Annotated in this window: 27 protein-coding genes and 1 tRNA gene; 5 read left to right on the top strand and 23 right to left on the bottom strand. The window is 51.3% G+C overall.

Annotated elements, in window-relative coordinates; all coding sequences use genetic code 11:
* Positions 1-6 precede the first annotated feature (6 nt).
* From QLH52_RS16880 to QLH52_RS16870, 3 genes are read right to left on the bottom strand one after another with little or no spacing between them, the layout of a single operon-like run.
* Positions 7-795 carry a F0F1 ATP synthase subunit gamma gene (locus QLH52_RS16880; protein ID WP_319962326.1) on the bottom strand — a complete coding sequence of 263 codons (789 nt, stop codon included), beginning with the start codon at positions 793-795 and terminating at the stop codon, positions 7-9.
* Entirely contained in the window at positions 792-2,261 is a 1,470-nt protein-coding gene (locus QLH52_RS16875) for a F0F1 ATP synthase subunit alpha (protein ID WP_319962325.1), read from the bottom strand. Before QLH52_RS16875 ends, QLH52_RS16880 begins: the two co-directional genes overlap by 4 nt.
* Positions 2,221-2,973: a F0F1 ATP synthase subunit delta gene (locus tag QLH52_RS16870; RefSeq protein ID WP_425257659.1), complete on the bottom strand. Its 753-nt coding sequence runs from the start codon at positions 2,971-2,973 to the stop codon at positions 2,221-2,223. The genes QLH52_RS16875 and QLH52_RS16870 overlap by 41 nt, the downstream gene beginning before the upstream one ends.
* Positions 2,974-3,219: 246 nt before the next feature.
* Here QLH52_RS16870 and QLH52_RS16865 point away from each other — a divergent pair, with 246 nt between their 5' ends.
* Entirely contained in the window at positions 3,220-5,328 is a 2,109-nt protein-coding gene (locus tag QLH52_RS16865) for an acyltransferase family protein (protein WP_319962323.1), read from the top strand.
* 34 nt (positions 5,329-5,362) lie between these two features.
* Here the strand turns inward: QLH52_RS16865 and QLH52_RS16860 are convergent, their stop codons facing one another.
* The 17 genes from QLH52_RS16860 to rpsU all read right to left on the bottom strand — a co-directional run bounded on the left by QLH52_RS16860 (position 5,363) and on the right by rpsU (position 20,817).
* The gene (locus QLH52_RS16860) at positions 5,363-5,629 is read right to left on the bottom strand and encodes a F0F1 ATP synthase subunit C (RefSeq protein WP_020483596.1); all 267 of its coding nucleotides are present in this window, start codon (positions 5,627-5,629) and stop codon (positions 5,363-5,365) included.
* Positions 5,630-5,631: 2 nt separating this feature from the next.
* The gene (locus tag QLH52_RS16855) at positions 5,632-6,321 is read right to left on the bottom strand and encodes a F0F1 ATP synthase subunit A (protein ID WP_319962322.1); all 690 of its coding nucleotides are present in this window, start codon (positions 6,319-6,321) and stop codon (positions 5,632-5,634) included.
* A 149-nt stretch (positions 6,322-6,470) separates the two neighbouring features.
* Entirely contained in the window at positions 6,471-7,550 is a 1,080-nt protein-coding gene (locus tag QLH52_RS16850; RefSeq protein ID WP_319962321.1) for a lytic transglycosylase domain-containing protein, read from the bottom strand.
* 136 nt (positions 7,551-7,686) lie between these two features.
* On the bottom strand, positions 7,687-7,962 hold the full coding sequence (locus tag QLH52_RS16845) for an AtpZ/AtpI family protein (RefSeq protein ID WP_319962320.1): 276 nt from the start codon (positions 7,960-7,962) through the stop codon (positions 7,687-7,689).
* Positions 7,959-8,375, bottom strand: coding sequence for a F0F1 ATP synthase subunit delta/epsilon (locus QLH52_RS16840; protein WP_319962319.1), 417 nt, complete (start codon positions 8,373-8,375; stop codon positions 7,959-7,961). Before QLH52_RS16840 ends, QLH52_RS16845 begins: the two co-directional genes overlap by 4 nt.
* Positions 8,372-9,742, bottom strand: coding sequence for a F0F1 ATP synthase subunit beta (gene atpD / locus QLH52_RS16835; RefSeq protein WP_319962318.1), 1,371 nt, complete (start codon positions 9,740-9,742; stop codon positions 8,372-8,374). The genes QLH52_RS16840 and atpD overlap by 4 nt, the downstream gene beginning before the upstream one ends.
* Before the next feature lie 637 nt (positions 9,743-10,379).
* On the bottom strand, positions 10,380-10,685 hold the full coding sequence (locus QLH52_RS16830) for a hypothetical protein (protein WP_033157699.1): 306 nt from the start codon (positions 10,683-10,685) through the stop codon (positions 10,380-10,382).
* A 101-nt stretch (positions 10,686-10,786) separates the two neighbouring features.
* Entirely contained in the window at positions 10,787-11,698 is a 912-nt protein-coding gene (locus QLH52_RS16825; RefSeq protein WP_319962317.1) for a CPBP family intramembrane glutamic endopeptidase, read from the bottom strand.
* Positions 11,680-12,408 carry a 16S rRNA (uracil(1498)-N(3))-methyltransferase gene (locus tag QLH52_RS16820; protein WP_319962316.1) on the bottom strand — a complete coding sequence of 243 codons (729 nt, stop codon included), beginning with the start codon at positions 12,406-12,408 and terminating at the stop codon, positions 11,680-11,682. Before QLH52_RS16820 ends, QLH52_RS16825 begins: the two co-directional genes overlap by 19 nt.
* Complete coding sequence (locus tag QLH52_RS16815; RefSeq protein WP_319962315.1) at positions 12,408-13,778, bottom strand: adenosylmethionine--8-amino-7-oxononanoate transaminase; 1,371 nt, start codon at positions 13,776-13,778, stop codon at positions 12,408-12,410. The genes QLH52_RS16820 and QLH52_RS16815 overlap by 1 nt, the downstream gene beginning before the upstream one ends.
* A 53-nt stretch (positions 13,779-13,831) precedes the next feature.
* The gene (gene ahcY, locus QLH52_RS16810; protein WP_171697381.1) at positions 13,832-15,124 is read right to left on the bottom strand and encodes an adenosylhomocysteinase; all 1,293 of its coding nucleotides are present in this window, start codon (positions 15,122-15,124) and stop codon (positions 13,832-13,834) included.
* A gap of 19 nt (positions 15,125-15,143) precedes the next feature.
* Complete coding sequence (gene metK, locus QLH52_RS16805; RefSeq protein WP_171697380.1) at positions 15,144-16,304, bottom strand: methionine adenosyltransferase; 1,161 nt, start codon at positions 16,302-16,304, stop codon at positions 15,144-15,146.
* Positions 16,305-16,372: 68 nt separating this feature from the next.
* Positions 16,373-16,449: transfer RNA gene (locus QLH52_RS16800), tRNA-Ile, on the bottom strand.
* 33 nt (positions 16,450-16,482) lie between these two features.
* Complete coding sequence (gene rpoD / locus QLH52_RS16795) at positions 16,483-18,294, bottom strand: RNA polymerase sigma factor RpoD (protein ID WP_171697379.1); 1,812 nt, start codon at positions 18,292-18,294, stop codon at positions 16,483-16,485.
* 76 nt (positions 18,295-18,370) lie between these two features.
* Complete coding sequence (dnaG, locus tag QLH52_RS16790) at positions 18,371-20,110, bottom strand: DNA primase (protein ID WP_205451503.1); 1,740 nt, start codon at positions 20,108-20,110, stop codon at positions 18,371-18,373.
* 15 nt (positions 20,111-20,125) lie between these two features.
* A complete protein-coding gene (locus tag QLH52_RS16785) occupies positions 20,126-20,575 on the bottom strand; it encodes a GatB/YqeY domain-containing protein (RefSeq protein ID WP_033157692.1) in 450 nt (149 codons plus the stop codon).
* 8 nt (positions 20,576-20,583) lie between these two features.
* A complete protein-coding gene (gene rpsU / locus QLH52_RS16780) occupies positions 20,584-20,817 on the bottom strand; it encodes a 30S ribosomal protein S21 (RefSeq protein WP_020483611.1) in 234 nt (77 codons plus the stop codon).
* 104 nt (positions 20,818-20,921) lie between these two features.
* On the opposite strand from rpsU, the gene tsaD reads away from it, so the two are divergent.
* Positions 20,922-21,932: a tRNA (adenosine(37)-N6)-threonylcarbamoyltransferase complex transferase subunit TsaD gene (gene tsaD, locus QLH52_RS16775; protein WP_033157691.1), complete on the top strand. Its 1,011-nt coding sequence runs from the start codon at positions 20,922-20,924 to the stop codon at positions 21,930-21,932.
* On the opposite strand, the gene plsY is transcribed toward tsaD, so the two are convergent.
* Positions 21,933-22,505: a glycerol-3-phosphate 1-O-acyltransferase PlsY gene (plsY, locus tag QLH52_RS16770; protein ID WP_205451504.1), complete on the bottom strand. Its 573-nt coding sequence runs from the start codon at positions 22,503-22,505 to the stop codon at positions 21,933-21,935.
* A gap of 89 nt (positions 22,506-22,594) precedes the next feature.
* Here plsY and folB point away from each other — a divergent pair, with 89 nt between their 5' ends.
* On the top strand, positions 22,595-22,948 hold the full coding sequence (folB, locus tag QLH52_RS16765) for a dihydroneopterin aldolase (protein ID WP_033157689.1): 354 nt from the start codon (positions 22,595-22,597) through the stop codon (positions 22,946-22,948).
* A 2-nt stretch (positions 22,949-22,950) separates the two neighbouring features.
* Entirely contained in the window at positions 22,951-23,433 is a 483-nt protein-coding gene (folK, locus tag QLH52_RS16760; protein WP_101054502.1) for a 2-amino-4-hydroxy-6-hydroxymethyldihydropteridine diphosphokinase, read from the top strand.
* A 13-nt stretch (positions 23,434-23,446) separates the two neighbouring features.
* On the opposite strand, the gene QLH52_RS16755 is transcribed toward folK, so the two are convergent.
* Together QLH52_RS16755 and QLH52_RS16750 are read right to left on the bottom strand one after the other, a co-directional pair.
* Positions 23,447-24,178 carry a pteridine reductase gene (locus tag QLH52_RS16755; protein WP_205451505.1) on the bottom strand — a complete coding sequence of 244 codons (732 nt, stop codon included), beginning with the start codon at positions 24,176-24,178 and terminating at the stop codon, positions 23,447-23,449.
* Positions 24,179-24,466 (bottom strand): hypothetical protein, encoded by a 288-nt coding sequence (locus QLH52_RS16750; RefSeq protein ID WP_033157686.1) that lies wholly within the window; start codon positions 24,464-24,466, stop codon positions 24,179-24,181.
* Between the two features lie 175 nt (positions 24,467-24,641).
* Here QLH52_RS16750 and QLH52_RS16745 point away from each other — a divergent pair, with 175 nt between their 5' ends.
* Positions 24,642-25,055, top strand: a complete 414-nt coding sequence (locus QLH52_RS16745) for a hypothetical protein (protein ID WP_101054507.1) — start codon at positions 24,642-24,644, stop codon at positions 25,053-25,055.
* Positions 25,056-25,074 lie beyond the last annotated feature (19 nt).

Below are 25,074 nucleotides of genomic sequence, written 5' to 3'. Positions count from 1 at the left end.
AGACTGCTAATGCCGCCCCACCATCAACTCGATTTCCTCGACGATTTCTTCCTGACGCAGCCTATTGCGTTGCCGCTTCAATTCCTCGCCGCCGCGCTCAAGATGCCGCAACGCGGTTTCCATCTGCATCAGCCGCATGTGGTTTTCGACCCGAATCGAGCGTAACAATAAGGCCAGCAAGGTATGAAACAGATAATGCTCGGCGACGCCTTGCGCCACTTCCGCTGCCGGCGCGAAAGTCAGCGGTGGGTTTAGCCGGGCGTGGCTGGCCACATTCGCCAGAGGCCAAAGACGTTGGCTGCGGGCCCCTTGTTCGTCACGAATACAAGCTATCAACCCAAATTCGACGCCGCGCAGCTCTGCCACCGCCGCCAGAATACTATCTATCGCCGCCGGCGCATCCAAACCGCCGTCGGCACCGCGCAGCCGTTGCAATGCGGCGCGTTCCTCAACCATTGAGTGCAGGCGTTCGCCAAGCAGAATCAGAGGGCCCTGCTGATCAGCATTTTGCTGCCAGTAACGGATCACGTCTTCGTTAAAGCTGCCGCAAAAGCCGCGCACGGAACCGAATAACAGCCAGATGTCTTTCGCGGGCGCGCTTAAAGCCGGCTCCGGCAAGCTGTCGGCTAAATCGGCCAAGGCCGTTTCCAGCGACTGCACGACTTGTTGTTGCGCGGCTTCACGCTTACCCACTTTCCGCAGCTCGGCCAAGGCAAAACTGCGCATGGCGCCGAGAATGCCGGACAAATCGTCGAACAAGGCTAAGCGCGCCTCGACTTCCCGGCGCTGGCTCATGTTTTATCCGCCAAGAGTTGCCGCAACACTGACAACCATTGCTTTTTCGGCGAATCCAAACTCAACGTATCCGGCAATTTTGCCAGTAGCCCGGCCAATACGCCGGCCGCCTGTTCCGGTTTGAGGTTTTCCAGCAAACCCTCGCCATAGGCCAGCAACCAGGCCAGATGCGCGCGTTCGGACAAAGGTTGCAGCCGGTCCTGTTTCAATATTTCCCGAAGCAAACGGCCGCGTTGCAGCTTTTCCTCGACACCGGCTTCCAAACGGGTGCCGAAGCGGGCGAACAACTCTAGTTCCAAAAACTGCAAATAATCCAAGCGGATATGCGCGGAAGCGGTTTTGATGGCCGGATGCTGGGCCTTGCCGCCAATACGCGACACCGAACGGCCAATGTCGACGGCCGGCAGCATGCCCGCCGCGAACAGCTTGCTCTCCAGATAAATCTGGCCGTCGGTGATCGAAATCAAGTTGGTGGGGATATACGCCGACAGCTCGCCCTGGCGGGTTTCGATAATCGGCAAGGCGGTCATGCTGCCGCCGCCATAGGCCGAAGACAACACGGTGGAGCGCTCCAGCAGCCGGGAATGCAGATAAAAAATATCGCCCGGATAGGCTTCCCGGCCTGGCGGCCGTTGCAATAGCAGCGATAGCTCGCGATAGGACTGAGCGTGGCGCGTCAAATCGTCGTAGACCACCAAGGTGTCACGGCCCATGCGCATCCAGTGCTCGGCAATCGCGCAGCCGGCAAAGGGCGCCAGATAGCGAAAACCCGGTAAAGCGTTGGCCTCAGCGACCACCACCACGGTATAGGCCAGCGCGTCGGCCTGACGCAGCGCTTCTAGGGTACCGGCGACGGAAGAACGCGGCTGGCCGATCAACACCATCACGCACAATACGTTGCGACCGCGTTGGTTCAGCACAGCATCCAGGGCCAGCGCGCTTTTGCCGATGCCGTCGTCGCCGATGATCAACTGGCGCTGGCCCTTACCGATGGGAATCAGCGTATCGACGATCTTACAGCCGGTGTATAAAGGTTCGGAGACGAAATCGCGCTCGATGATGGGCGGCGCGGCAGCTTCCAATGAGCGAAACTGGCGTAACTCCGGCGGAGGTAATCCGTCCAGCGGACTGCCAAGCGGATCGACTACCCGCCCCAACAAGGTATCGCCAACGCCAATTTCCAGTTTGCGGCCGATATGCTGCACGGCCATGCCGGCGGTGACGCCACGGTTTTGCGACAACAGAATCGCTCCCAACACTTCCCGGCCCAACTGAAACACCAGGCCGGTGCTGCCGTCGTCGAAACCGATCAATTCGTCCAGCCGCGCCGTGGGCAAGCCGCGGATCCAGGCGATGCCATCGCCAATGCCGGCCACGCAGCCGCGCTCAGATAAGCGCAGGCCGAATTGGTAGGGCTTAACCGACTCAACCATGATTGGCTTGGCGCCGGAAAAACGCCAATTCATCCGCCAAATTAGCGTGCAATTGGCATTCGCCAACTATGGCGCGCAAGCCGGCGATCAATGAAGGGTCTTCCTTGAACGTGATTTGCAAAGTTTGTCCGGCAACGATCGACAAGGTTTGCGTTATCCGTGATCGCTCAGCTTCGCTCAACGGATGCGCGCCAAGCACTTCGACCGCAGAAGCGGCAATCAACATCGCCGCAGCTTTGCGCAGTGCAGTTTGTTCGCTATCCGGCATGTTAAGCAGATCCTGCAAAAATACCTCGACAATAGTCTGCGTCAATTGCGGCGAAGCCAGCCGTTGCAACATAGCCGCAGCTTGCCCGTAAGCCGCGCCCGCAGCTTCCCTTATCAAAGCGGCTTCCCGTGCCGCAATCAGCGTCTGGTTGCGGACCCGCAATTTAGCTTCTTCATCGGCTAGGGTTTGTTTCAAATTCTCCGTCGCGGTATTGCGCAACTGAGCTAATTCCTCCTCTAGTTGCCGGCGACTGGTCTCCTGTTCTTGATTCCAAGCGGCTAATCGTTGTTCGTATTGTTGGCGCAGGGCTTCCGCTTGGTTGCGCAATTTTGCGGCCTGCTCGGTTTCGTCTTTGATGCGCTGCTGCCGGGCATCGAGCATTGCCAGCACCGGCCGGTACAGAAAGCGTTGCAGTATCCACACCAGGACCAAGAAGTTGAGGATTTCCAGGATAAAGGTTGTCCAGTCGAATTGCATCATGGATGAGTAACCCGTTTTGTTGGATATGAACTTGCGGTGTTGTTCCGAAAATACCGCCGATCTTTTGTTTATCCACTATCTTAAACCCCGCAATGGTTTCGATGTCTGAAAATTTAGCCTGAGCAGTTTGCCGCTTAGGCACGTCTTGAGGCTCGAATACTTACGGCTTAGAATACGGCCCGCCTTTCCAGGCTAGAGCAGATTAGATGGAAAGTCCGAACCCACTTAGCATTTCTTTACCCTATGACCTCTTTGCAAGAACACCTGTCACACCCCAAGTATCGTCCGGATATTGACGGCTTGAGAGCCATTGCCGTGCTCTCGGTTATCGCCTTTCATGCCTTTCCCAGCAGTTTGCAAGGCGGCTTTATAGGTGTAGACATCTTCTTTGTGATTTCTGGCTATCTGATTTCGACCATCATTTTTCAGAACCTGGAAAAGGGTACTTTCAGCTTCACCGAGTTTTATGCCCGCAGGGTTAAGCGGATCTTCCCGGCACTGATTCTGGTGTTAGTCGCCTGTTACGTCTTCGGTTGGTTCGCGCTGTTTGCCGACGAGTACAAGCAGTTGAGCAAGCATATTGCCGCTGGCGCGGGATTCGTTTCCAACATTGTGCTGTGGAGCGAGGCCGGCTATTTCGACAACTCCGGAGAGACTAAACCCTTGCTGCATCTTTGGAGCTTGGGTATCGAGGAACAGTTTTACATCTTCTGGCCCTTGTTGCTTTGGTTTGCCTGGGAGCGGAACTTCAATCTGTTGACCATTACGGTTCTGATTGCCATCGTCTCATTCGGCCTGAATATCACAGGCGTCATCGCCCATCCTGTCGCGACGTTTTACTCCCCACAAACCCGGTTTTGGGAGCTGTTATGCGGTAGTTTGCTGGCGTGGACAACGCTCTACAAGAAGGACTCGTTCTCTGCTATCAAGCTTAAGCTCGACGGCTGGCTGGCTGGCGCGGTTTATCGAAACTCTCACGCCGCCGACGGCAAAACGCTGGCCAACGCGCTTTCCATTCTGGGCATGCTGCTGCTGGCCTTCGGTTTTTTCATCATCAATAAAGATCTCAATTTCCCTGGCCGTTGGGCGGTAATCCCGATGTTGGCTGCGGTCATGATCATATCGGCCGGGCCGAATGCCTGGGTTAATCGCATCGTCTTATCCCACCCGCTGGCGGTATGGTTCGGCTTGATCAGTTTTCCCTTGTATTTGTGGCACTGGCCCCTGCTGTCTTTTGCGCAAATCATCGAGACCGACGTACCCAGTATGAATATTCGCGCCATTGCGGTGTTGCTGGCCGTGGCATTGGCTTGGCTGACCTACATACTGATTGAAAAACCGATACGTTTGGGCAGTCACAGCAGAGCCAAGACCGCGGTACTGCTGCTGCTGATGCTCGGTATCGGCTATGTCGGTTACGCTTCATATTCTCGGGACGGACTGGGTTTTCGTAAAGCCGATGCGCAGACCAAAACCAAAATGTATGCCGATGTAAACGGCACAGTGCTCTACAACACACCGGAGGACTGGGTCGATGAGCGCTGTAAGACGGTATTGGAGGGGGCCAGTTACAATTATTTGATGTGCCGCTTTACCACCGCCACCCCAAAAATGCTGGTGGTCGGCGATAGTCACGCCGCGCAATTTGTCTACGACTCCATTTCCAAGGGCTCGAACGATCTGGCATTGGTCGGTGTCAATGGCTGCCTGCCATTCATCGATCTGGTGAGCATTAATCCGACGGAAGAATTTGCCGAAAAATCGACACGATGCCGGGTAGTCGTTCCTATCGTGCTAAAGCTGCTGAAGGAATTCCCATCCATTCAGCGCGTAGTGTTTGCGACCAGAGGCGCGATGTACATTGAAGGTTTTGGCTTCGGCAATACTGATTCGAAAAACCTCTATCGGATTATTAAAAGCCCGGATGATGTATTGACGGAAAATTACAATCAATTTGTTTCCGGCTATGTCGCAACCATCAATGAGATTTTAAAGCTGGGCAAAGCGGTGGTTTTTATTGAAGACGTACCGGAGATTGGTATAAGCGCTAAAAACTGTGTGGACGAGCGCCCACTGCGTATTACAGACAAAGCGCTGCCCGAGTGCGATGTGTCCAGAAAGTCTTTTGAAGAACGCAATATAAACTACAGACGCGCGGTCGATGCCATCAATGCCGCCACGCATAAGCGGATTAAGATTTTTCCCGCCTACGAATATTTATGCGATGAATCGACTTGCGGCGGCATGCACGATGACATGTCTTATTTTTACGATGACGATCATCTTTCCATGCGCGGCAGTAAATTTATTTTCGACAAATTTACCGAATGGTTGGACAAAGAGTCCAAGTAAACGATTGGAGCGCCATATAGCAAACTGGGTTGAGTTATTTTAAAAAATATTCAAGCAGCGGATTTCTAAACAACACAATCAGGGCCACCACCAAACAATAAATCGCCAAGGACTCTATCATCGCCAAACCAATAAATAAGGTTCGGGTGATGGTTTTCTCGGCTTCCGGCTGACGGGCCAGGGCCTCCAGCGCGGCGGCGATGGCTTTGCCCATTGCCAGAGCCGGCAACATAGTGCCGAGAGCAATGACCAGACCGGCCACGCCGGTGGAAATCATGCTGAATAAATGGATGTCGTTCATGGCTATTCCTCGGGAATGGCGGATGTATCGGATTCGCCAGGTTCCAACGCACCGGCAATGTAAATCAGCGCCAGCATACCAAAGATATAGGCCTGCACCACTGCTTCGATGACATGCAGCATCAATAACGGCACCGGCACCAGAAAGCCGGCAATCAACAATACCAGCAAGGCCGCCATTTCCAGACTCATGATGTTGCCGAATAGGCGGATGGCTAAAGCCAGGGTGCGGGTAAATTCGCTGATGATGTGAAACGGTAACAGGATGATACTGGGTTCGGCGTAATGGCGAAAATGCTGACGCCAGCCGCAGTCGCGAATCCCGAACCAGTGAGTGGAACCGAACACCAGAACCGCCAAGGCGGCGGTGGCGGACAAGTCGCGGGTGGGCGCGTGGAGTTCCGGAATTAAACCCACCAAATTAGCCACCAACACAAACAGCCACAAGCTGGCCACGAACGGCAGCACCCGCCGTACCGATGCTGCCGGTAATACTTCGGCAATTGCACCTTCTATGGCCACGACTACCGCTTCGAGTAAGTTATGCAATGGGGATGACTGGCTACTGAAGCGCAGCGACAAGATTAACACCATAAAAACCAGCATCACGCCCCAGGTAGTCACGACCGTGTTACTGATCGCCAGTGGGCCGAGTTGAAAAACAGTATCGGCTGCCGACTCGGCGTTATTCATGTCCGCACCTCGAATTAAACAAACAGAACAGCAATCTAGGTTGAGCAGAGCACAGCGAAGCCCAACAAAATATAAATGTTGGGCTTCATTGCGTTCAGCCTAGCCTACCCTTTACGACAGCCTCGCTGGAATAAGCTTTAAGCGCTGATTTATTCAACGGCCAAGTATTGACCGGGAGCCAACGGACTTTCGTAGCGGACGCCTTCCCGGAAAAACTGCTCGGGGTTGGAAGCAATTTCGCGGGCGGCCAGGAATTGCGCATAGTAGTTACGGGAGGCGAAACCGAAGGCCGGACCATCATAGGTATCTACGATACGCACGAAGTCACTGCCGACTTGGTTTTGGGCACGCTTCATCCCGCCGATGCCGTGGTTGTATGAAGTTACCGCCGCCGGCCAATCACCAAGCTTACCGTAAGCGTAACTCAGATACCGGGCGGCGCCGTTGGCGGAGACGAAAGGATCGTAACGTTGATCGACGCGATCACCGCCGGGCATGAAGGTTTTGGCGGCAGCCTTGGTAAATTGCCACATGCCGACCGCACCGGCGGAAGATTTGGCGGATGGTTGAAACGAAGACTCTACGTGCGGCAGATAAGCCAAGTCCTCAGGCAAGCCGGCATCGCGGAAGGTTTTTCTAAACTGCAAATCATAGCGACCGCTGATCTCCAAGCCGCGTTTAAAACGCTCGCGAGTACCGCGTTGCGAACGCAATCTGTCGCTAAGTCCAGGCAATACGCTATTGAGCGATCTGCCGTTATTTTCCAGTTTGGCGATCAATTGCCGGTCGTTGGCATTCAACGCCGCGCCGTAACGCACTTTACTTTCCAATTCCGCCAATTGGGCTTTCCAATACTCGCGGCGCTGGCTGATCATGTCTTTTTGTTCTGCCGTCAAGCCTTCCGCAACGTAGCCCGGCAAGGTCATCACTTCGTAGACGACATCCAAATAACGGTCGTCATGAAAAGCCACTTCGGAACGCTGCCAGACCGCATAGGTTTTTCGCCAGAAATCCACGGCCGGCTCCAACGCCGCCGGTTTTGGGAACGTCCCCGTATAAAATGCTGATTTATACGGCGTCGGTTGCGGTTGATAAGACGGTCGCTGTTGCACGATATTCGGCCTAACCGAAGCCATTTTCTCTCGTTTTACCGGCGAACTGCTGGTGCAAGCATTTAATAAAAATAAGGCTAATAAGGGAAGAGTTAAACGCAGCAAGGGTGGTTTCATTTTAGTCTGGTTATTGAGTGCAACGTTGATCGATGTAAAGTTTGCTACGCCGAAGAGCCGTAAAATATTCCTCGTGTATTTTCAATAAATAATAGCGCTCATTTCGAATTTTCGTGAAGAATAAATCCGAAAAAAATCAGCTTTTTTCCTGCAAAAATCGAAAAACATTATAAGCGCCAACCCCAATACCCAACACGATCAAACTGACAGTCCAGCGCACCGAATAACCAGTAGCCAATGTATCCAACCACCGTCCCAAATACGCACCGGCGACGATAGGCACTACAAACAGTAAACCCAATGTGCCGCCATAAAACAGCATGCCAACCCAACTCGCCGGGCGGCGAGTTTTATCTTCCAAGCGACGCAGATCGCGACGAGTGTGTTCGATTAATTTGTTGCGAAAACTCATGGCACTATTCCCGCTGATCCGCGACTACTCAATTCGGCTAGGCGCCGCACCAAAGAATGTTCAATTTCCGACAACGTCGCCCGCGCGGTATGTACTTCTGAATCGGCCTGGGCCATTTCCGCGGCGAGTCGTTCGCAGATGCTATCGCGGTCTTTGCCGAGAAAATAGCGCACCGTCGTCACAGTTAGTTGATTGTCGGCAAAACGCAGCACACCGCTGGGCAAGGCCAAATAATGCCAGACATCGGATTGATCGCAGAAACGGGCCAGCCCGTATCTCAGCAAAGCCACGCAGTAAATATGCCCGGCCAAAATCCCGAAACTGCCGTCGGCATCGGCACCGATAAACTGGGTAACGGTATCGAAATGCTCGGCGCCACGACTATCCAGCAAAGTTAACGCAAACCCGTTCATGCCGACATTGCCCCTTTCATATAGCAATCGGCTTCGCTGAGCTGGTCATATTGGCCGTCCATGAATGCTTCGCAGTCGGCAATAGTTTGCGCCAGCGGCACGCGCACGCCCGGCATGCCGGTATGGTCGGCAACGGTGGTAAACGGTTGGGTCAGATAACGTTGCAAGCGGCGCGCCCGTTCGACGATGCGGCGGTCCTCTTGCGAGAGTTCTTCGATACCGAGCATAGCGATAATATCTTCCAATTCTCGATAGCGCGACAAATGCTCGCGGACCGCACGCGCCACCTGGTAGTGCCGGTCGCCCAGGATATGGTGATCCATGATCCGGCTGCTGGAGCGTAAAGGATCGATGGCCGGATATATTCCTTTGGCGGCCTGTTGCCGCGATAAGATGACCACGCTATCCAGATGCCCAAGGATGGTAGCCACTGCCGGATCAGACATGTCATCGGCCGGCACATACACAGCCTGCACCGAGGTGATGGAGCCCGATTTGGTGGAGACGATACGTTCTTCCAGCGACGCGACCTCGGTCAACAAGGTCGGTTGATAACCGACCGTGGCCGGCATCCGCCCCAGCAAACCGGAAATTTCGCTGCCGGCCTGGACGAAGCGAAAAATATTGTCCATCAGAAACAGTACTTCGGTATCCAGCGTATCGCGCAAATACTCGGCATAGGCCAAGGCGGTGTAACCGACATGAAAGCGCACGCCGGGCGATTCGTCCATTTGCCCGTAGACCAGTAGTGCTTTAGGTAATACGCCGGCATCAGCCATTTCATGCCAGAGTTCGTGGCCTTCACGCATGCGTTCGCCAACGCCGGCATAAACCGATACACCTTGCATCGCCACGCTCACCGCGTGCATGAACTCCATCATCAGCACGGTTTTGCCGACGCCGGCACCGCCGAACAAGCCGGTTTTACCGCCACGCACGAACGGGCAAAGCAGATCGATGACCTTGATGCCGGTTTCCAAGATTTGCGAGGCAGGCAGCGTATCGGACAGTAAGGGCGGAGCGGAGAGAATATTGCGGAAATTAATGTTAGGTAAAGGCTGGCCGCCATCAAGCGGATCGCCGAACACATTGAGCATGCGCCCCAAACAACAGGGATCGACCGGCACATTGAGAGCATCGCCACGATCAAACACCGGCATGCCGCGAAATAAGCCCGAAACCGAATGCAAAGCAATCGCCCGAATCAGCGTAGGCTCCAGATGCTGAAACACGACCAGCACATAGCGACCGCCACCGTTTACAACATCAAGCGCCTGACCGATTGGCGGCAGATATTCGCAACGCACATCGACCACCGGCCCCTGCGCGGCCTCAATCCGGCCCACCTGCTTCATCTCATCTGTCATAGCAGCTTGCTCCGACGCATAATCCTCCTAAAGCACTTGGAGTAGCATATTTTTAAAATTCTTGCGCCACACAGCGAAAAAAGCTTGCTACGGAATCGTCAGTGCTTGGATAATCGCATTAGATATTTCGCATATTTGCACTATGTCGCAAGCACCGATTAGCGCCGGTACCCGGGGGTAGTTCAGGAACTTTGGACTTTATCACATTGCCCTAACAACGGAGTGTTGAAAAATGCCGGCGTTCCAACAGAAGGCAAGAAATATTCCGTTTATCCTCAGCAGCGATTTTTACGAGAAAGAGGGGGAAACATGAAACCAAAGGCAACGCAGTTAAGCTTTTGCTCAAGGTGCGGGGATGAAATTCCGCCAGACGAATTGCAATTTCTGCCAAATGCTTCGCTATGCGCTTTTTGCTACAACATGCAGCTGGAATATCGGGATATCCATCACTCAGGCATTAAAATACCCAAAACCGTCTTAACCTTAGTGCCGCAAAACCCAAAGACTCAAGACAGCAACGCGGCTTAACCGCATCAATCCGGTAGCCAAAGCGCTTAAACGCTGCCAGCCACCGGACTGAAAAGCTCTATCATCGCTAACCTTTATAAAAAGCATCCTGTAACGGTATACGGGTTGCCTACTGTTTTATGTTTTTATAACCCTCTTCACTTTCACGCATTATTTTTTGGCCTTCCTCAACCAGATTGCGGCCTTCGTCAATCTTTATCTGGCCCTCACGTTGCATCACTTGTCCGCGTTCGACCATTTGCTTACCTTCCTGCCAACGGCTACCCAACTGCGCAATGCCCTGACTATCCCGCAACATTTGTTCACCGGACAGAATTTTGTCCGCCTGCTTGGTCGGAGCGGCTGGCTCGCTAGCACAACCAGCGACCAGTAAAGTTAACAGAAGAACGGAAGTGTTCGGTCTAACTCTGCGCATAAATATGTCCTCTTATGATGCACTGGAAATGATGGAGAGAAATATTGCAAAACACCATGGTATCTGGCAATCATTTTTTCAAGTTGGTATGGCGTTTTGATCTAATTGCCGCGTGCGGCTTTAGCTGGCCACTGGGTCCATACCCCATAAACAATTAGCGCGAATACCAACCAGCTACTAACCAAAGGGCCCACCACGCCGTCGTAATAGGTGTTGACCAGAAACAGTGAATCCGCTTGCAAATTGACGTTGAACAAATCTCTGCTCACTTTAATCTGCCAGACCCACGCGGCGTGACAACCGATACATAGACCCAGGCTTTGCGGCACCCGACTTCTGAGAATTGCTAAAAACACACCAACCACAAATAAAGCCAGCAAGGCGCTGATTATCTGCGGGTTCAACCAATTGGCAAACGCTTCGGCGATTAATTTTAAACCACTGCCCGGCGTTAAATCGGCGTAAACCAGTTGCGACTTACTTTTCAAAAAATGTAGCGCCGCATAATAGATTGAGCTAATTGTCACGGCTGCCATCATTGACATTTTCCGGCCTAAAGCCCCCAGCAGCAGGCCGCGAAATAGCATTTCTTCGCCGACCGCAATCAGCATCGCAAAAAACAAACCCAATCCGATTTTTTCAGCTATTTTGCCCACCGTCCAATGCCGGGTGTCGTCCCAGATATGAACATCCAGCCAATACAGCGTCAACAGCACCGGCAGCAAGGTCAATAAGCCCAAGGCCAGACCTTGGCCCATTTGTTTGAAAAATATCGCTTTGGGCGCGAATCCCAAATCCGCCCAACTGAATTGCAGATAGTTCTTTAACGGAAAAATACTCAACAGCAACAGCACCAAGGTAATTTTGCTGATAACTTTTGCCAACGGCAAAATATCGCCGGCAAGCCACAGCAAACCGTACCCCAGCATGCTCGCAGTCGTGGCGGCAATGACCAATATAAGCAACGGCAGCAACGCATAGACAATCCAGCGGATCAACGAAAATCTCCCCATAAGGTTTGCACAGCGGTCAATGCCGATAACACCGCAGTCTCGGTACGCAAGATCCGGGCACCCATTCGCACCGGAACGAATCCTGCCGTCTTGGCAATTTGGCGTTCTTGCTCGCTAAATCCGCCTTCCGGTCCGGAGAGCAAGGTAACACAGGGATTTTCCGGCTTTAGGTCCGCCAGGGATTGCTCGGCATAGGGATCGAGAAACACTCTTAAGCCTTGCTGGCTGGCAACCCAATCAGCTAAATTCGTTATCTCGCCAATTGGCGGACAATACGTTCTTCCGGACTGTTCGGCCGCGTGCTGGACAATATGCTGCCAATGCAGTAAACGTTGCTGCTTTTTATCGTCGTTGAATTTGATCACGCAACGCTCGGTTACCAAAGGCGTTAACCTTGTAACGCCTAGTTCGACGGCTTTTTGTACCGCCCAGTCCATCCGATCACCGCGAGAAATGCCCAAACCCAGATTGATCGCCAGCGGCGATTCGACGTTACGATCAACGAACTGCTCGATTTCTACCCGCACGGTCTTACGGCTGACCTCAGAGAAACGGCCCAGATATTCTCCGCCGTGGCCGTTAAACAGCACGATGCTCTGATCCTGCTTTAAGCGCAGCACACTGCGCACGTAATGGGCCGCATCGTCATCCAATTCGACACGTCCGCCCACATTGAGCGACTCAGCAACATATAAGCGCGACACTCGCATTAGTCCTGCACCGCCAGTTGGATGCCCTGCCAGGCCACGTCTGCCATCAGTTGTATCTCCTGCTCGTTGATCACATAAGGCGGCATGAAATAAATCACATTCCCCAGGGGCCGCAGCAACACGCCCCGACTCAAAGCATAGCGATAAACGGCCAATCCGCGTCGCTGCTGCCAAGGATAGGCTTCGCGCGTATGCTTATTTTTAACTAATTCGATCGCAACGATCATGCCGGTTTGCCGTACTTCGGCGACGTTGGGATGCTCCTTAAATCGCGCTACGGCTTTAGTCATTAGCCCAGCCAAATACCGATTGTTTGCAATGACATTTTGCTGCTCAAATATCCCCAGCGTCGCCAAAGCCGCCCGGCAACCCAATGCGTTGCCGGTATAGCTATGCGAGTGTAAAAAGGCAGTAAGATTTTGATAATCATCGTAAAAAGCTTGATAGACCTGATTGCTGGTCAACACGGCGGACAAGGGTAAATAGCCGCCGGTCAGCCCTTTGGATAGGCAGATAAAATCCGGACTGATGGCCGCTTGTTCGCAGGCAAACAAGGTTCCGGTACGGCCAAAGCCGACGGCAATCTCGTCGGCGATCAAATGCACTTGGTATTTATCGCACGCTTCACGTAGCAGTTTTAGGTACACCGGATGATACATGCGCATACTGCCGGCGCATTGCACCAGCGGTTCGATAATCACCGCACAGACATCGCCAGCATGTTCTGCCAAAGCTTGCTCCATGACCGCGAAACGGCGGATGGAATAGGCCTCCCAACTTTCGCCATCTTCGCGATAGTAACAATCGGGGCCGGCTACCGTGATCACATCCATCAACAATGGCGCGTAGGTTTCCTTGTATAAAGCCACGTTACCAACCGCCAATGCCCCCAGGGTTTCGCCGTGATAGCTGTTTTCCAGCGTGATGAATTTGGTTTTTTGCGTTTGTCCGCGATTGCGCCAATAATGAAAACTCATCTTTAGTGCGATTTCGACCGCTGATGAACCGTTATCCGCGTAGAAGCACTTATCCAAACCCGGCGGCGTAATTTCCACCAACTTTTCCGCCAGTGTTAACGCCGCCTCATGGGTAAATCCACCGAGGATGACATGCTCAAGCGTATCAAGCTGATCTCGCAGCGCTTGATTGATTATGGGATTGGCATGACCAAACAGATTGACCCACCAGGAACTGATTGCGTCCAGATAGCGGTTACCGTCGAAATCTTCCAGCCAGACGCCTTGGCCCGATTTAATTGGAATCAACGGCAACGCATCCGCCGCAGATGCCCGAGCATCGTGGTCTTTCATCTGACTACACGGGTGCCAGAGCACGGCAAGATCGCGCTGAACGATAGTTTGATTATTCATAGCTTGCATAAAAAAGGGGCTTGCGCCCCTTTCCGGTTAGATTGATCTAAGCCTTAATAACGATAATGATCCGGTTTGTAAGGACCTTCCACCGGTACATTAATATACGCCGCCTGTTCTTTCGTCAATTCGGTCAGCTTGACGCCGATTTGCGCCAAATGCGAACGCGCGACTTTCTCATCAAGTTTCTTCGGCAATACGTAAACTTTGTTTTCATAGCTGGATGCGTTGGTCCAAAGCTCGATCTGCGCCAATACTTGGTTACAAAACGAGTTGGACATGACGAAGCTAGGATGGCCGGTGGCGCAGCCCAAATTCACCAGACGACCTTCTGCCAACACGATAATGCGCTTGCCGTCAGGGAAGATGACATGATCGACCTGGGGCTTGATGTTTTCCCAGGTGTAGTGGCGTAAGGACGCAATATCGATTTCCGAATCGAAATGGCCGATATTGCAGACGATAGCCTGATCACGCATCGCTTTCATGTGATCGTGAGTAATGACTCCGACGTTGCCCGTAGCAGTAACAAAGATGTTGGCAATAGGCGCCGCTTCGTCCATGGTCACTACACGGTAGCCTTCCATAGCCGCTTGCAACGCGCAGATCGGGTCAATTTCGGTGATCAAAACCGTGGCGCCCAAACCGCGCAGGGATTGCGCGCAACCTTTACCTACATCGCCATAACCGCAGACCACGGCAATTTTGCCGGCGACCATGACGTCGGTGGCACGTTTGATGCCGTCGACCAAAGATTCGCGGCAACCGTAAAGATTGTCGAACTTGGATTTGGTGACCGAATCGTTGACGTTAAACGCCGGAACTTTTAACGTGCCTTTCGCCACCATTTCGGTCAGACGCAGCACGCCGGTGGTAGTTTCTTCGGACAAGCCTTTCACATCCGCCATCAATTCGGGGAAGTTATTGTGCATCATGGTTGTCAGGTCCCCACCATCGTCCAGTATCATATTCGGACGCCAACCGTCAGGGCCAAGAATGGTTTGTTCGATACACCATTCCGCTTCCGCCTCGGTTTCGCCTTTCCAGGCAAAAACAGGAATACCGGCAGCAGCTATCGCAGCCGCTGCATGATCCTGAGTGGAGAAAATATTGCAGGAGGACCAGCGGACTTCCGCACCCAATGCCGTCAGCGTTTCTATCAATACCGCAGTTTGAATGGTCATATGCAAACAACCGGCGATACGCGCGCCCTTCAGTGGCTGTTGCGAGCCGAACTCGGCGCGCAAAGCCATCAAACCCGGCATTTCGGTTTCGGCGATATTAATTTCTTTACGACCCCATTCAGCTAGGGCTAAATCGGCAACTTTGTAATCGGCTTGGCTCATAATGTTTTCCTGATCCGGATTAAATGCCCGCAGCATCTTTCAATGCTTCGGCTTTGTCGGTTTTTTCCCAGCTGAAGCTGGCTTCGTTACGACCAAAATGGCCGTAAGAGGCAGTTGGACGATAAATCGGTTTTAATAAATCCAATTGGGCAATCAAGCCTTTCGGCCGCAAATCGAAGTGCTCGCGCACGATTTGCACCAAGCGTTCTTCTTCGATTTTGCCAGTACCGAAGGTTTCGATGCTTATGGAAGTAGGCTCAGCGACGCCGATCGCGTAGGAGACCTGAATTTCGCAACGCTCTGCCAGGCCGGCGGCAACGATGTTTTTTGCCACATAGCGTCCCATATAGGCCGCGGATCTATCCACTTTTGATGGATCTTTACCGGAAAACGCGCCGCCACCATGGCGAGCCATGCCACCGTAGGTATCGACGATGATTTTACGGCCGGTCAAGCCGCAGTCGCCCACGGGACCGCCGATGATGAACTGGCCGGTAGGATTGATGAAATACTTAGTATCTTTGTGCAGCCACTCTTTCGGCAAGGTCGGCAGGATGATTTCATCCATTACCGCTTCTTCCAGTTGTTTGCCACCTATTTCCGGGGAATGCTGGGTAGATAGAACGACGGCATCAATGGCGACCGGCTTGTTGTTTTCGTAACGGAAAGTCACCTGGCTTTTTGCATCCGGACGCAGCCATGTCAGGGTTTTATTCTTCCGCACCAAGGCTTGTCTCTCAACCAAACGATGCGCGTAGGTAATAGGGGCCGGCATTAACACGTCGGTTTCGTTGCTGGCATATCCAAACATTAAACCTTGGTCGCCGGCACCTTGTTCGTGGTTTTCCGATTCATCAACACCCATCGCGATGTCGGCTGACTGTTTACCGATGGCGTTCAATACTGCGCAGCTATTACCGTCAAAGCCGATTTCGCCGTTGTCGTAACCAATCTCGCAAACTACTTTTCTGACCAACTCTTCGGTATCCACCCAAGCATTGGTGGTAATTTCGCCGGCCAAAACCACCATACCGGTCTTGACCAGTGTTTCGCAGGCTACCCTGGAACGAGGGTCTTGAGCCAGCAAGGCATCAACGACAGCATCTGAAATTTGGTCAGCAACTTTGTCCGGATGACCTTCCGAAACAGACTCTGAGGTAAAAAGGTAGTTTTTATTCACGGTTACACCCTCGCCAAAATTAAAACTTGCGCGTATAAAAAAAGGCCGCGCAAACGGCCTGTTATCTGTGGTGGGCCCTGTAGGACTTGAACCTACGACCTGCCGATTATGAGTCGGAAGCTCTAACCAACTGAGCTAAGGGCCCTTAATTATCTAGCTTAAGAACACTGAAAACGCCTTACTCGCCATCAAGAAAACATCTTAACTGCTCTGATCTGGAAGGATGCCTTAGTTTCCGCAGCGCTTTTGCTTCGATCTGACGAATCCGCTCACGGGTCACGTCAAACTGTTTGCCAACCTCTTCCAGTGTATGGTCGGTATTCATGTTGATACCGAAACGCATCCGGAGCACCTTGGCCTCTCTAGCTGTTAAGCCCGCCAATACATTTTGAGTGGACTCGCGAAGGCCGGCGATTGTAGCAGACTCTACCGGCGAAAGCATCTTGGAATCTTCAATAAAATCACCCAAATGCGAATCTTCGTCGTCACCAATCGGTGTCTCCATTGAAATCGGCTCTTTGGCAATCTTCAACACTTTGCGAATTTTGTCCTCGGGCATTTCCATACGCTCAGCCAATTCTTCCGGTGTAGCCTCGCGACCCAGCTCCTGCAAAATCTGTCTGGAGACGCGATTCAGCTTGTTAATGGTTTCGATCATGTGTACCGGAATACGAATAGTTCTGGCCTGATCAGCGATGGAACGGGTAATCGCCTGACGGATCCACCATGTTGCGTAGGTAGAAAATTTGTAACCGCGTCGATATTCAAATTTATCGACAGCCTTCATCAGACCAATATTGCCTTCCTGAATCAAATCCAGAAACTGCAAGCCGCGATTGGTGTATTTTTTGGCAATAGAAATAACCAAGCGCAAATTAGCTTCGATCATTTCCTTTTTAGCGCGCCTGGCTTTAGCTTCCCCTAAGGAGATGCTACGACAAATACTTTTCAGAACAGCAATGCTCAAGCCGTAGCGAGACTCGATATCGGCCAATCGCTGCTGTGCCGCCCTAATATTCTCACGGTGACTACTGAAAACCTCAGAAAAATTAGGCCTTGCAGCGATAAATTGATCCAACCACTCAAGGTTAGCCTCATTCTCGGCAAAAGCATTGATAAAGTCTTTACGCGGCATTTTTGCTTTCTTGACGCAAACATCCAGTATGAAACGCTCTTCTTCGCGAATAGCTGAAATCAACTCTTCAGAAATGGATACCATTTTTTTCAAATACTGCGGCGTCCATTTAAACTCGCAAAATATTTCGTCTATCGCATCAAACAGTTTTTCGGTTTTATCATGGCCGTAACCATGTTTTTTAACTGAGGTCGTCGCGGCTTTTAAAGCTTTTCTGAGCAACTCGACTTTTTGCTTAACCTCTTCGTAATCAACGGTTTTGCTCTCTTCTTCAGCATCCTCAGCAGGCTCTTCAATCTCGATACCGCTGACGTCAATATCCTCAACCTCAGTGAGATCGACAAAACCCAACACCAAATCGTTGAGTCGTACGCCGGAGTCTTCAACCTGAACGGAATCAAATGCTTCGATAAAAGTTTCGACAATAAACCCGGATCGGGCAATGGCCCCCACTACTTGGCGTTGCCCTTCCTCAATCCGTTTCGCAATTTTTAATTCTTCCTCGCGAGTCAATAACTCAACCGAACCCATTTCACGCATATATAAGCGCACGGGATCGGTGGTTCGGCCGAACTCGCTATCGACAGACGCCAAGGCTGCGACTTCAGCCACTTCCTCGTCGTCATCTGCAGTAACGACGGCATCTGAGGTTATCAGCGAGTCATCGTCATCCGGCGCCACCTCATAAACCTGAATCCCCATATCATTGATCATGCCGATAATATCGTCGATTTGCTCGGGATCGATAATATCGCTAGGCAAATGGTCGTTGACTTCCGCATAAGTCAAATAACCCTGCGCCTTGCCTTTTGCTATCAGTTGTTTCAGTTGGGATTGCTGTTGTTCTTGATTCATTCTTTACTCACAATACGTTTTCAGCACCAAGCGCCGCAGAACAGGAAATTATAACGGCAAAAATTAATGCGGTCACCTAGGCCTTATCCCTTAAAAGCTTCCGCAGTATCTCTTTTTCTTCAATCATTAAGCCTTCTCGACCCTCCTTTTCGATCAATCGGGTTAGCATAGCTTCCTTGGCCTGTTTACAAAGCTGTCGCAACGCACCGCAAAACTCGGACTCTTCCCCGCCCACCGGTACATCGAGATCTAAACTAGCTAAAGCTTTTACAGCTTTTTCCTGGGATGTTCCTCGGAAAGACTCCAACAAGATGGCGCTATTTTCCGGCTTTTCAAGGGCAATCCGTTGCAACACCTCTCTTAATAACTCCACTCCGGCAAAACTCAAATCATCGAGAATAACTCCCTCACGCTCAATCAAGCTTGCAAAATGCGGGTGTTGAAGCAACAACCCTAATACCTTGCGAGCCAAACTGATTCTTGGCGAAGAGATGCCCTTTTTGCCAGCATAAAATTTAGACTTAAGTCTAGCCTGATTTTCGACAACATCCACGGCAATTCGGGAACCCGACAACTCTTGCAAACGGGCAAACATCATTTCCCTAAAAAACCCGGCAGGAACTTTTTCCAGCAAAGGCGTTGCTGTCGCTAGCAACTGAGACCGCCCCTCAACGGTTGTCAATTCCAATTGCCCGACAATATTCTCGAAAAAGTAATCAGACAAGACCTGCGCATTAGCAATTCGTTCCATAAATGCGGATGAATTTTCAGAACGCAACAGAGAATCCGGATCTTGCCCCTGTGGCAATAGCATTATTTTGATTTGCCTGCCATCACGCAAACAAGGCAAAGCAGCATCGGCAGCCTTCCAGGCCGCCTGCCTGCCGGCATTGTCACCATCGAAACAGAACACCAATTCAGAGGTAAATCGGAACAATAAATCGATTTGCGCTTTGGAAGTTGCAGTACCCAGCGCCGCGACCGCATTGGAAATGCCAAACTGAGCCAGGGCAATCACATCCATATAACCCTCTACCACCAGTATCCGACCGGGCTTGCTATTCTTTTCTAAAAGCTCACAAAGCCCATAAAGCTCCTTACTTTTAGAAAAAACCGCAGTCTCCGGCGAATTCAGGTATTTGGGCAAAGCATCATCCAATACTCGACCACCAAACCCCACCACTCGCTTCCGTTTATCCCTGATCGGAAACATCAATCTACCGCGAAAGCGGTCGTAAACCTTGCCATCATCCCTGACCACCAGCATACCAGCCTCGATCAAATCCGCTTGATCGAAACGCGCCAACAGGGCGTCCCACTTATTTGGCGCATACCCCAGAGAAAAATCCCGCGCCACCTCACCACTGACACCCCGGGCTTTCAAATAATCTACAGCGATCCTACCCTCGGCATTTCCGCGCAATTGCTCGGCGTAAAACCCAGCAACTCCCGCCAACACCTCGTAAATATGCGACACAGTTTTTTTATCCGGCCGCCCAGACTCGCCATCGATCAACTCCCTAGGCACATCCACGCCGGCAAAGGCTGCCAAATCCTCGACCGCCTCAACAAAGCCCAGATGGTTAAATTCCATCAAAAAGCCGATTGCATTACCGCTAGCTCCACAACCGAAGCAATGATATATCTGCCGACCGCGATTAACTGAAAAGCTGGGAGTTTTTTCGGTATGGAACGGGCAGCGCGCCGTAAAATTGCTGCCGGACTTTTTAAGAGGGACGCGCGAATCGATTAGATCGACAATATCGACCCGCACCAAAAGATCATCTATGAACTGACGAGGTATCCTGCCGGACATCTTACCGACAAGATATTAAGCGATAAAACAGGCCTTGATTCTCGCACTGACATTCGCCATGTCAGCTCTACCTTGCATTTGCGGCTTAAGCAAAGCCATCACACCACCCATGTCTTTTACCGATGTGGCGCCCACTTTAGCGATAGCGTCGGCGACCATGCCATCGATTTCAGCATCACTGAGCGGTTGTGGTAGAAAATCTTGAATAACCAACACTTCAGCTTCCTCGATTTCGGCCAAATCGTTGCGACTAGCGTCTCGGAACTGTTTGATGGACTCGCGCCGCTGCTTCAGCATTTTATCGAGCACAAGGATGATTCGCTCATCACTTAGCTCGATACGCTCGTCGACCTCAACCTGCTTGATAGCAGCCAAAATCATGCGGATTACACCCAGCCTGCCTTTTTCGCCGCCTTTCATCGCGGCTTTCATATCGTCCGTGATACGCTTTTTTAACGCATCCATTGTCTGCCTTAAATTTGTGGACGACCGCGACGCAGATTTTTCAGCGCATACCGTTCACGAGCCAGCTTTTTCAAATGACGCTTAACTGCCGCAGCACCTTTGCGTTTACGCTCGGTGGTTGGCTTCTCATAAAACTCGCGGCGGCGTACTTCAGCCAATACACCGGCTTTTTCGCACGCACGTTTGAAGCGACGAATCGCGATGTCAAAATGTTCGTTCTCTTTAACTTTAACTGATGGCATTATCAATAATCCGATTTATGTTAGTATCTTTTGACGCTATCGGCGATAGCAAGCCCGCCGAAAACGGCCGATTATACTCATAAAATTCTTTAATTCAAAAACTAATGTATGTTTTAGGCATAGAAAGCTCTTGCGACGAAACGGCTGTCGCCGTCTACCAGTCCAATAAGGGCTTAATTGCGCACACCTTATACAGCCAAATTGCCACGCACGCCGAGTATGGCGGCGTCGTTCCTGAACTAGCCTCAAGAGACCATATTCGCAAACTGGTTCCGCTAATCAAAGCGCTATTGAAAGAAGCCGAATTAACAGCCAATGACATTGAAGGCATTGCTTATACAGCAGGCCCCGGCTTGATGGGATCGTTGCTAGTCGGAGCCGCCACTGCTCAAAGTCTGGCTTGGACTTGGCAAATACCGGCTATTGCCGTGCACCACATGGAAGGACATTTATTGGCGCCGATGCTGGAGGATAATCCGCCCGCCTACCCTTTCGTCGCATTACTCATTTCAGGCGGCCATACCCTGCTTATTGAAGTCCGCGCGATTGGCGAATACCGCTTACTCGGAGAATCGCTGGACGATGCCGCGGGCGAAGCGTTCGACAAAACCGCAAAGCTATTAGGCCTGGACTATCCCGGCGGCCCGAAATTGGCTGAGTTAGCGCGCAATGGTCAAAATCGCTTCAAATTCCCCAGACCGATGACCGACAGACCAGGATTGGAATTTAGCTTTAGCGGCCTGAAAACCTTCACAATGAACGCATTGCACGCCACCGAGCAAACCGAGCAGGACAAAGCCGATATCGCTTTCGCATTTCAACAGGCCGTCGCGGAAACATTAAGCATCAAATGCAAACGGGCGTTACAACAGACGCAGTTGAAAACATTAATCGTAGCCGGTGGCGTGAGCGCCAACCACGAAATTCGGAGACAATTACAACAGATGGCCGCCAAAGAAGGGGCCGAAATACGCTTTCCTCGCCCGGAATTTTGCACTGACAACGGCGCGATGATTGCCTATGCAGGATGTCAGCGCTTAATGGCGGGGCAAACCCAAAACCTGGAAATTTTCGCCCGTCCGCGCTGGCCGATGGAGCAGCTAATCAGCCTTTGATCAAGACTCTTGCCCAGCCAATAAGCGCTGAATATTGCTTTTATGCCGCCACAGCAAAATCAGAGAAATAACGGTAAAGGTAATAATCAATTTGACATCGCCAACAATCAGCCAAACATAAAGGGGCGTTAATGTTGCAGCTACCAAAGCAGCTAACGACGAAATTCTGCCTATTTTGTAAACAACAAACCAAGTGGCAGCCACCACCAATCCCAATAGCCAAGCAACACCGAGCGTTACGCCCAGCGATGTTGCCACACCTTTGCCACCTTTAAATTCAAAAAAAATCGGATAAAGGTGCCCCAAAAAAGCGGCAAACACGACCATGGAAAGAACCATACTATCGACCGCCAACGCCTTCGCCAACAACACCGGTAATAGCCCTTTCAAAGCGTCACCGAGCAAAGTAATCGCCGCAGCCTTTTTACCGCCGATACGCATAACATTGGTTGCCCCCGGATTACCGGAACCGTTTTCCCGAGGATCCGCCAAGCCCATCATCTTACAGACGATAATCGCACTAGACACCGAGCCAGTTAAGTAAGCCAAAGGCACCAACAACCAATCCATCATTTAATCAACCTCTCGTCAATACTTGTACAGCGGCGCTATTTACTCGATACTGCCGCCTCTTCAAGAAATATAATAACCGGAAAGCAACGATGGACATCATCTTTTTAGGCGGGCTTGAAATCGATACTGTGATAGGTATTTACGAATGGGAAAGGAAGATTAAACAAAAAATCATCCTGGACATTGAAATGGGCTTTGACATCCAAAAAGCCGCCGCCAGCGACGATATTGCCCACACACTGGACTATAAAGCCGTTTCGGATCGCGTTGTCAGCTTTGTCGAGCACAGCGAATTTTATTTAGTGGAAAAGCTGATAGAAGAAATTGCCGGCATTTTACGCAGCGAATTTGCGATTCCCTGGGTAAAAATCACCCTAAACAAGAAAGGCGCGATTAGCCGCGCTCGCGACGTCGGCATCATCATCGAACGCGGCGAAAGATAGTCATGCCTACCGGATATATCAGCATCGGCAGCAATATAGATAAGGAAATTCACATTCCAGCCAGCCTGCTCACGCTACGCGAATTGTTCGGGGAGCTGACCATTTCCAGTATCTTCGAAAGCGAGCCGGTAGGCTTTGTCGGCGACAGCTTTCATAACCTCGTCGTGCAATTCGAATCGGCATTATCCGCGAAAGAAGTCGCCAAATTGCTGAAGCAAATCGAACTGGACCACGGCCGTAGCAGGGAAAGTCAAAAATTCTCGGCCCGAACTCTGGATTTGGACTTGATTTTATACGGCGACCAAATCATCAGTGACGGCAGACTGCAAATTCCGCGCGATGAAATAGAACATTATGCCTTCGTACTGGAGCCTTTAGCGGAAATTGCGCCAAACGCCACTCACCCGATAAGCAAGCGTTGTTACAAAGACCTGTGGCACGATTTCGACAAACGCGATTTACGCCAAACCAAACTTGAGAAATAACGCTCTGTAAACTTCAGCGAAACAGTGTCCGTCCACCATCTACCGTCAGTACTTGGCCGGTAATATAATCGGCGCTGCCAACCAAAAACCTTACTGCTTTGGCAATATCGTCTGCTTCGCCGCGACGCTGCAAGGCCACTTTTTTTAAGATTTCCACCCGCTCCGCTTCATCTACATCTTTCTCCGGCCATAAAATAGCGCCCGGAGCCACCGCGTTAACGCGGACTTCCGGCGCCATTTCCCTGGCCAATATCCGCGTCATCGCCACCAAGCCGGCCTTAGCCATGCTGTAAACCGGAAAGCCCGGCAAACCTGTCTCGGCGTGAATATCGGCGATATTGACTACACAGCCGTGTTTAACTTTTAGTGACGACCACAACGCTTGCGACAAAAAAAACGGCGCTTTCAGATTACTAGCCATGGCCAAATCCCAGTCCTGTTCCGTGACTTGCCCAAAAGGCACGGATTGAAACAAGGACGCATTATTCACCAAAACATCGACACCATCCCACTGAGCTACTGCATTTTCGGCCAACTTCTGGATGCTGCTAAACACCGATAAATCGCCGCTTAATACCCGTGCCGATTCGGCTCGCACGGCATTCAACTCGGCAGCTAAACCTAAAGCGTCTGCATCGGAGCGGTTGTAATGCAAAATCACATTACAACCCTCACCGTGCAGTAAGCGGGCACACGCCGCACCAATGCGTCTTGCCGCACCGGTTATCAGCACATTTTTGGGCATTTATTGCCCAGCGGCCGGCAAACTGGCGATCAATTTTTTTCTAATCAGATAGCAAGCTGCCAATGCGACGAATACGGGTAATTGGGTAAGTAAAAACTCAGTCACCGAATGCTTGGTTACCATGCCGGCCAATGGCACCACAATCAGCATTTTAGATAACCACCAAGTCAGCCAATACCCTATCAGACCGATCACAGACCAATTAATTAACGGGCCGCCATGATTTTTCGCCGCCATATAAAACCAAACCAAGGTCAAAATACCGCATAACTTAGCCAGAAATAACATCTTCTCCCCCATTTTATTGTTGTTAATATGCAAACCAAACCGTAACGCAATGTAAACCAATCCCGGCAGAAAGATCAAATCAATACCGTCAGACCCTTTATAGCTTGTGCTTCAAACTTGCAGGCTTAAAACATATAATCGCCACCATTCGAAAACAAGAACATGAGGAACACCCATGCACGCACGTCTTTTTGCCATCGCATTGCTGACTATCGGTTTCGGCAATTCTGCTTGGTCGCAATCCACACCCAGCCATGGCGGTCACGGCGGAACCAGCGGCGGCGCAGAGGGCAGCGGCTGCATCAACGCTAAAATTAGCCGCTACACGCCGGAACATTTAGCCACAGTCAAACCGGGTTCGGAGTTTTCGTTTGCGGTTTCCGGCAGCAATGGGCCGGGCCACATTCATGTCAGCATTAAACAGCAACCTGTCGCGGTTCAAATTGAAGACAAGGACACGTTCTATTTGGTGAAAGGTAAACTGCCTGACGACCTTAAAAACACGGTCGTCAGAATCTCGGTGAAAGCCAAAGCAAAAGTCAGTAAATGCGATGCCGACGGCGGCTGGCTGCTAAAAATTGCCGAGTAATCTTAGGGCGTCATATTGG

This window comes from Methylomonas defluvii (assembly GCF_033949435.1).
GTDB classification, from domain to species: domain Bacteria; phylum Pseudomonadota; class Gammaproteobacteria; order Methylococcales; family Methylomonadaceae; genus Methylomonas; species Methylomonas defluvii.
The sequence above is the reverse complement of the archived record's forward strand: the minus strand, read 5'-3'. Positions and strand labels throughout refer to the sequence as shown.

Coding starts and splice junctions, on each gene's coding strand:
- QLH52_RS16880 (WP_319962326.1), bottom strand. CDS start 795: ATGAGCCAGCGCCGGGAAGTCGAGGCGCGCTTAGCCTTGTTCGACGAT.
- QLH52_RS16875 (WP_319962325.1), bottom strand. CDS start 2,261: ATGAATTGGCGTTTTTCCGGCGCCAAGCCAATCATGGTTGAGTCGGTT.
- QLH52_RS16870 (WP_425257659.1), bottom strand. CDS start 2,973: ATGCAATTCGACTGGACAACCTTTATCCTGGAAATCCTCAACTTCTTG.
- QLH52_RS16865 (WP_319962323.1), top strand. CDS start 3,220: ATGACCTCTTTGCAAGAACACCTGTCACACCCCAAGTATCGTCCGGAT.
- QLH52_RS16860 (WP_020483596.1), bottom strand. CDS start 5,629: ATGAACGACATCCATTTATTCAGCATGATTTCCACCGGCGTGGCCGGT.
- QLH52_RS16855 (WP_319962322.1), bottom strand. CDS start 6,321: ATGAATAACGCCGAGTCGGCAGCCGATACTGTTTTTCAACTCGGCCCA.
- QLH52_RS16850 (WP_319962321.1), bottom strand. CDS start 7,550: ATGAAACCACCCTTGCTGCGTTTAACTCTTCCCTTATTAGCCTTATTT.
- QLH52_RS16845 (WP_319962320.1), bottom strand. CDS start 7,962: ATGAGTTTTCGCAACAAATTAATCGAACACACTCGTCGCGATCTGCGT.
- QLH52_RS16840 (WP_319962319.1), bottom strand. CDS start 8,375: ATGAACGGGTTTGCGTTAACTTTGCTGGATAGTCGTGGCGCCGAGCAT.
- atpD (WP_319962318.1), bottom strand. CDS start 9,742: ATGACAGATGAGATGAAGCAGGTGGGCCGGATTGAGGCCGCGCAGGGG.
- QLH52_RS16830 (WP_033157699.1), bottom strand. CDS start 10,685: ATGCGCAGAGTTAGACCGAACACTTCCGTTCTTCTGTTAACTTTACTG.
- QLH52_RS16825 (WP_319962317.1), bottom strand. CDS start 11,698: ATGGGGAGATTTTCGTTGATCCGCTGGATTGTCTATGCGTTGCTGCCG.
- QLH52_RS16820 (WP_319962316.1), bottom strand. CDS start 12,408: ATGCGAGTGTCGCGCTTATATGTTGCTGAGTCGCTCAATGTGGGCGGA.
- QLH52_RS16815 (WP_319962315.1), bottom strand. CDS start 13,778: ATGAATAATCAAACTATCGTTCAGCGCGATCTTGCCGTGCTCTGGCAC.
- ahcY (WP_171697381.1), bottom strand. CDS start 15,124: ATGAGCCAAGCCGATTACAAAGTTGCCGATTTAGCCCTAGCTGAATGG.
- rpoD (WP_171697379.1), bottom strand. CDS start 18,294: ATGAATCAAGAACAACAGCAATCCCAACTGAAACAACTGATAGCAAAA.
- dnaG (WP_205451503.1), bottom strand. CDS start 20,110: ATGTCCGGCAGGATACCTCGTCAGTTCATAGATGATCTTTTGGTGCGG.
- QLH52_RS16785 (WP_033157692.1), bottom strand. CDS start 20,575: ATGGATGCGTTAAAAAAGCGTATCACGGACGATATGAAAGCCGCGATG.
- rpsU (WP_020483611.1), bottom strand. CDS start 20,817: ATGCCATCAGTTAAAGTTAAAGAGAACGAACATTTTGACATCGCGATT.
- tsaD (WP_033157691.1), top strand. CDS start 20,922: ATGTATGTTTTAGGCATAGAAAGCTCTTGCGACGAAACGGCTGTCGCC.
- plsY (WP_205451504.1), bottom strand. CDS start 22,505: ATGATGGATTGGTTGTTGGTGCCTTTGGCTTACTTAACTGGCTCGGTG.
- folB (WP_033157689.1), top strand. CDS start 22,595: ATGGACATCATCTTTTTAGGCGGGCTTGAAATCGATACTGTGATAGGT.
- folK (WP_101054502.1), top strand. CDS start 22,951: ATGCCTACCGGATATATCAGCATCGGCAGCAATATAGATAAGGAAATT.
- QLH52_RS16755 (WP_205451505.1), bottom strand. CDS start 24,178: ATGCCCAAAAATGTGCTGATAACCGGTGCGGCAAGACGCATTGGTGCG.
- QLH52_RS16750 (WP_033157686.1), bottom strand. CDS start 24,466: ATGTTATTTCTGGCTAAGTTATGCGGTATTTTGACCTTGGTTTGGTTT.
- QLH52_RS16745 (WP_101054507.1), top strand. CDS start 24,642: ATGCACGCACGTCTTTTTGCCATCGCATTGCTGACTATCGGTTTCGGC.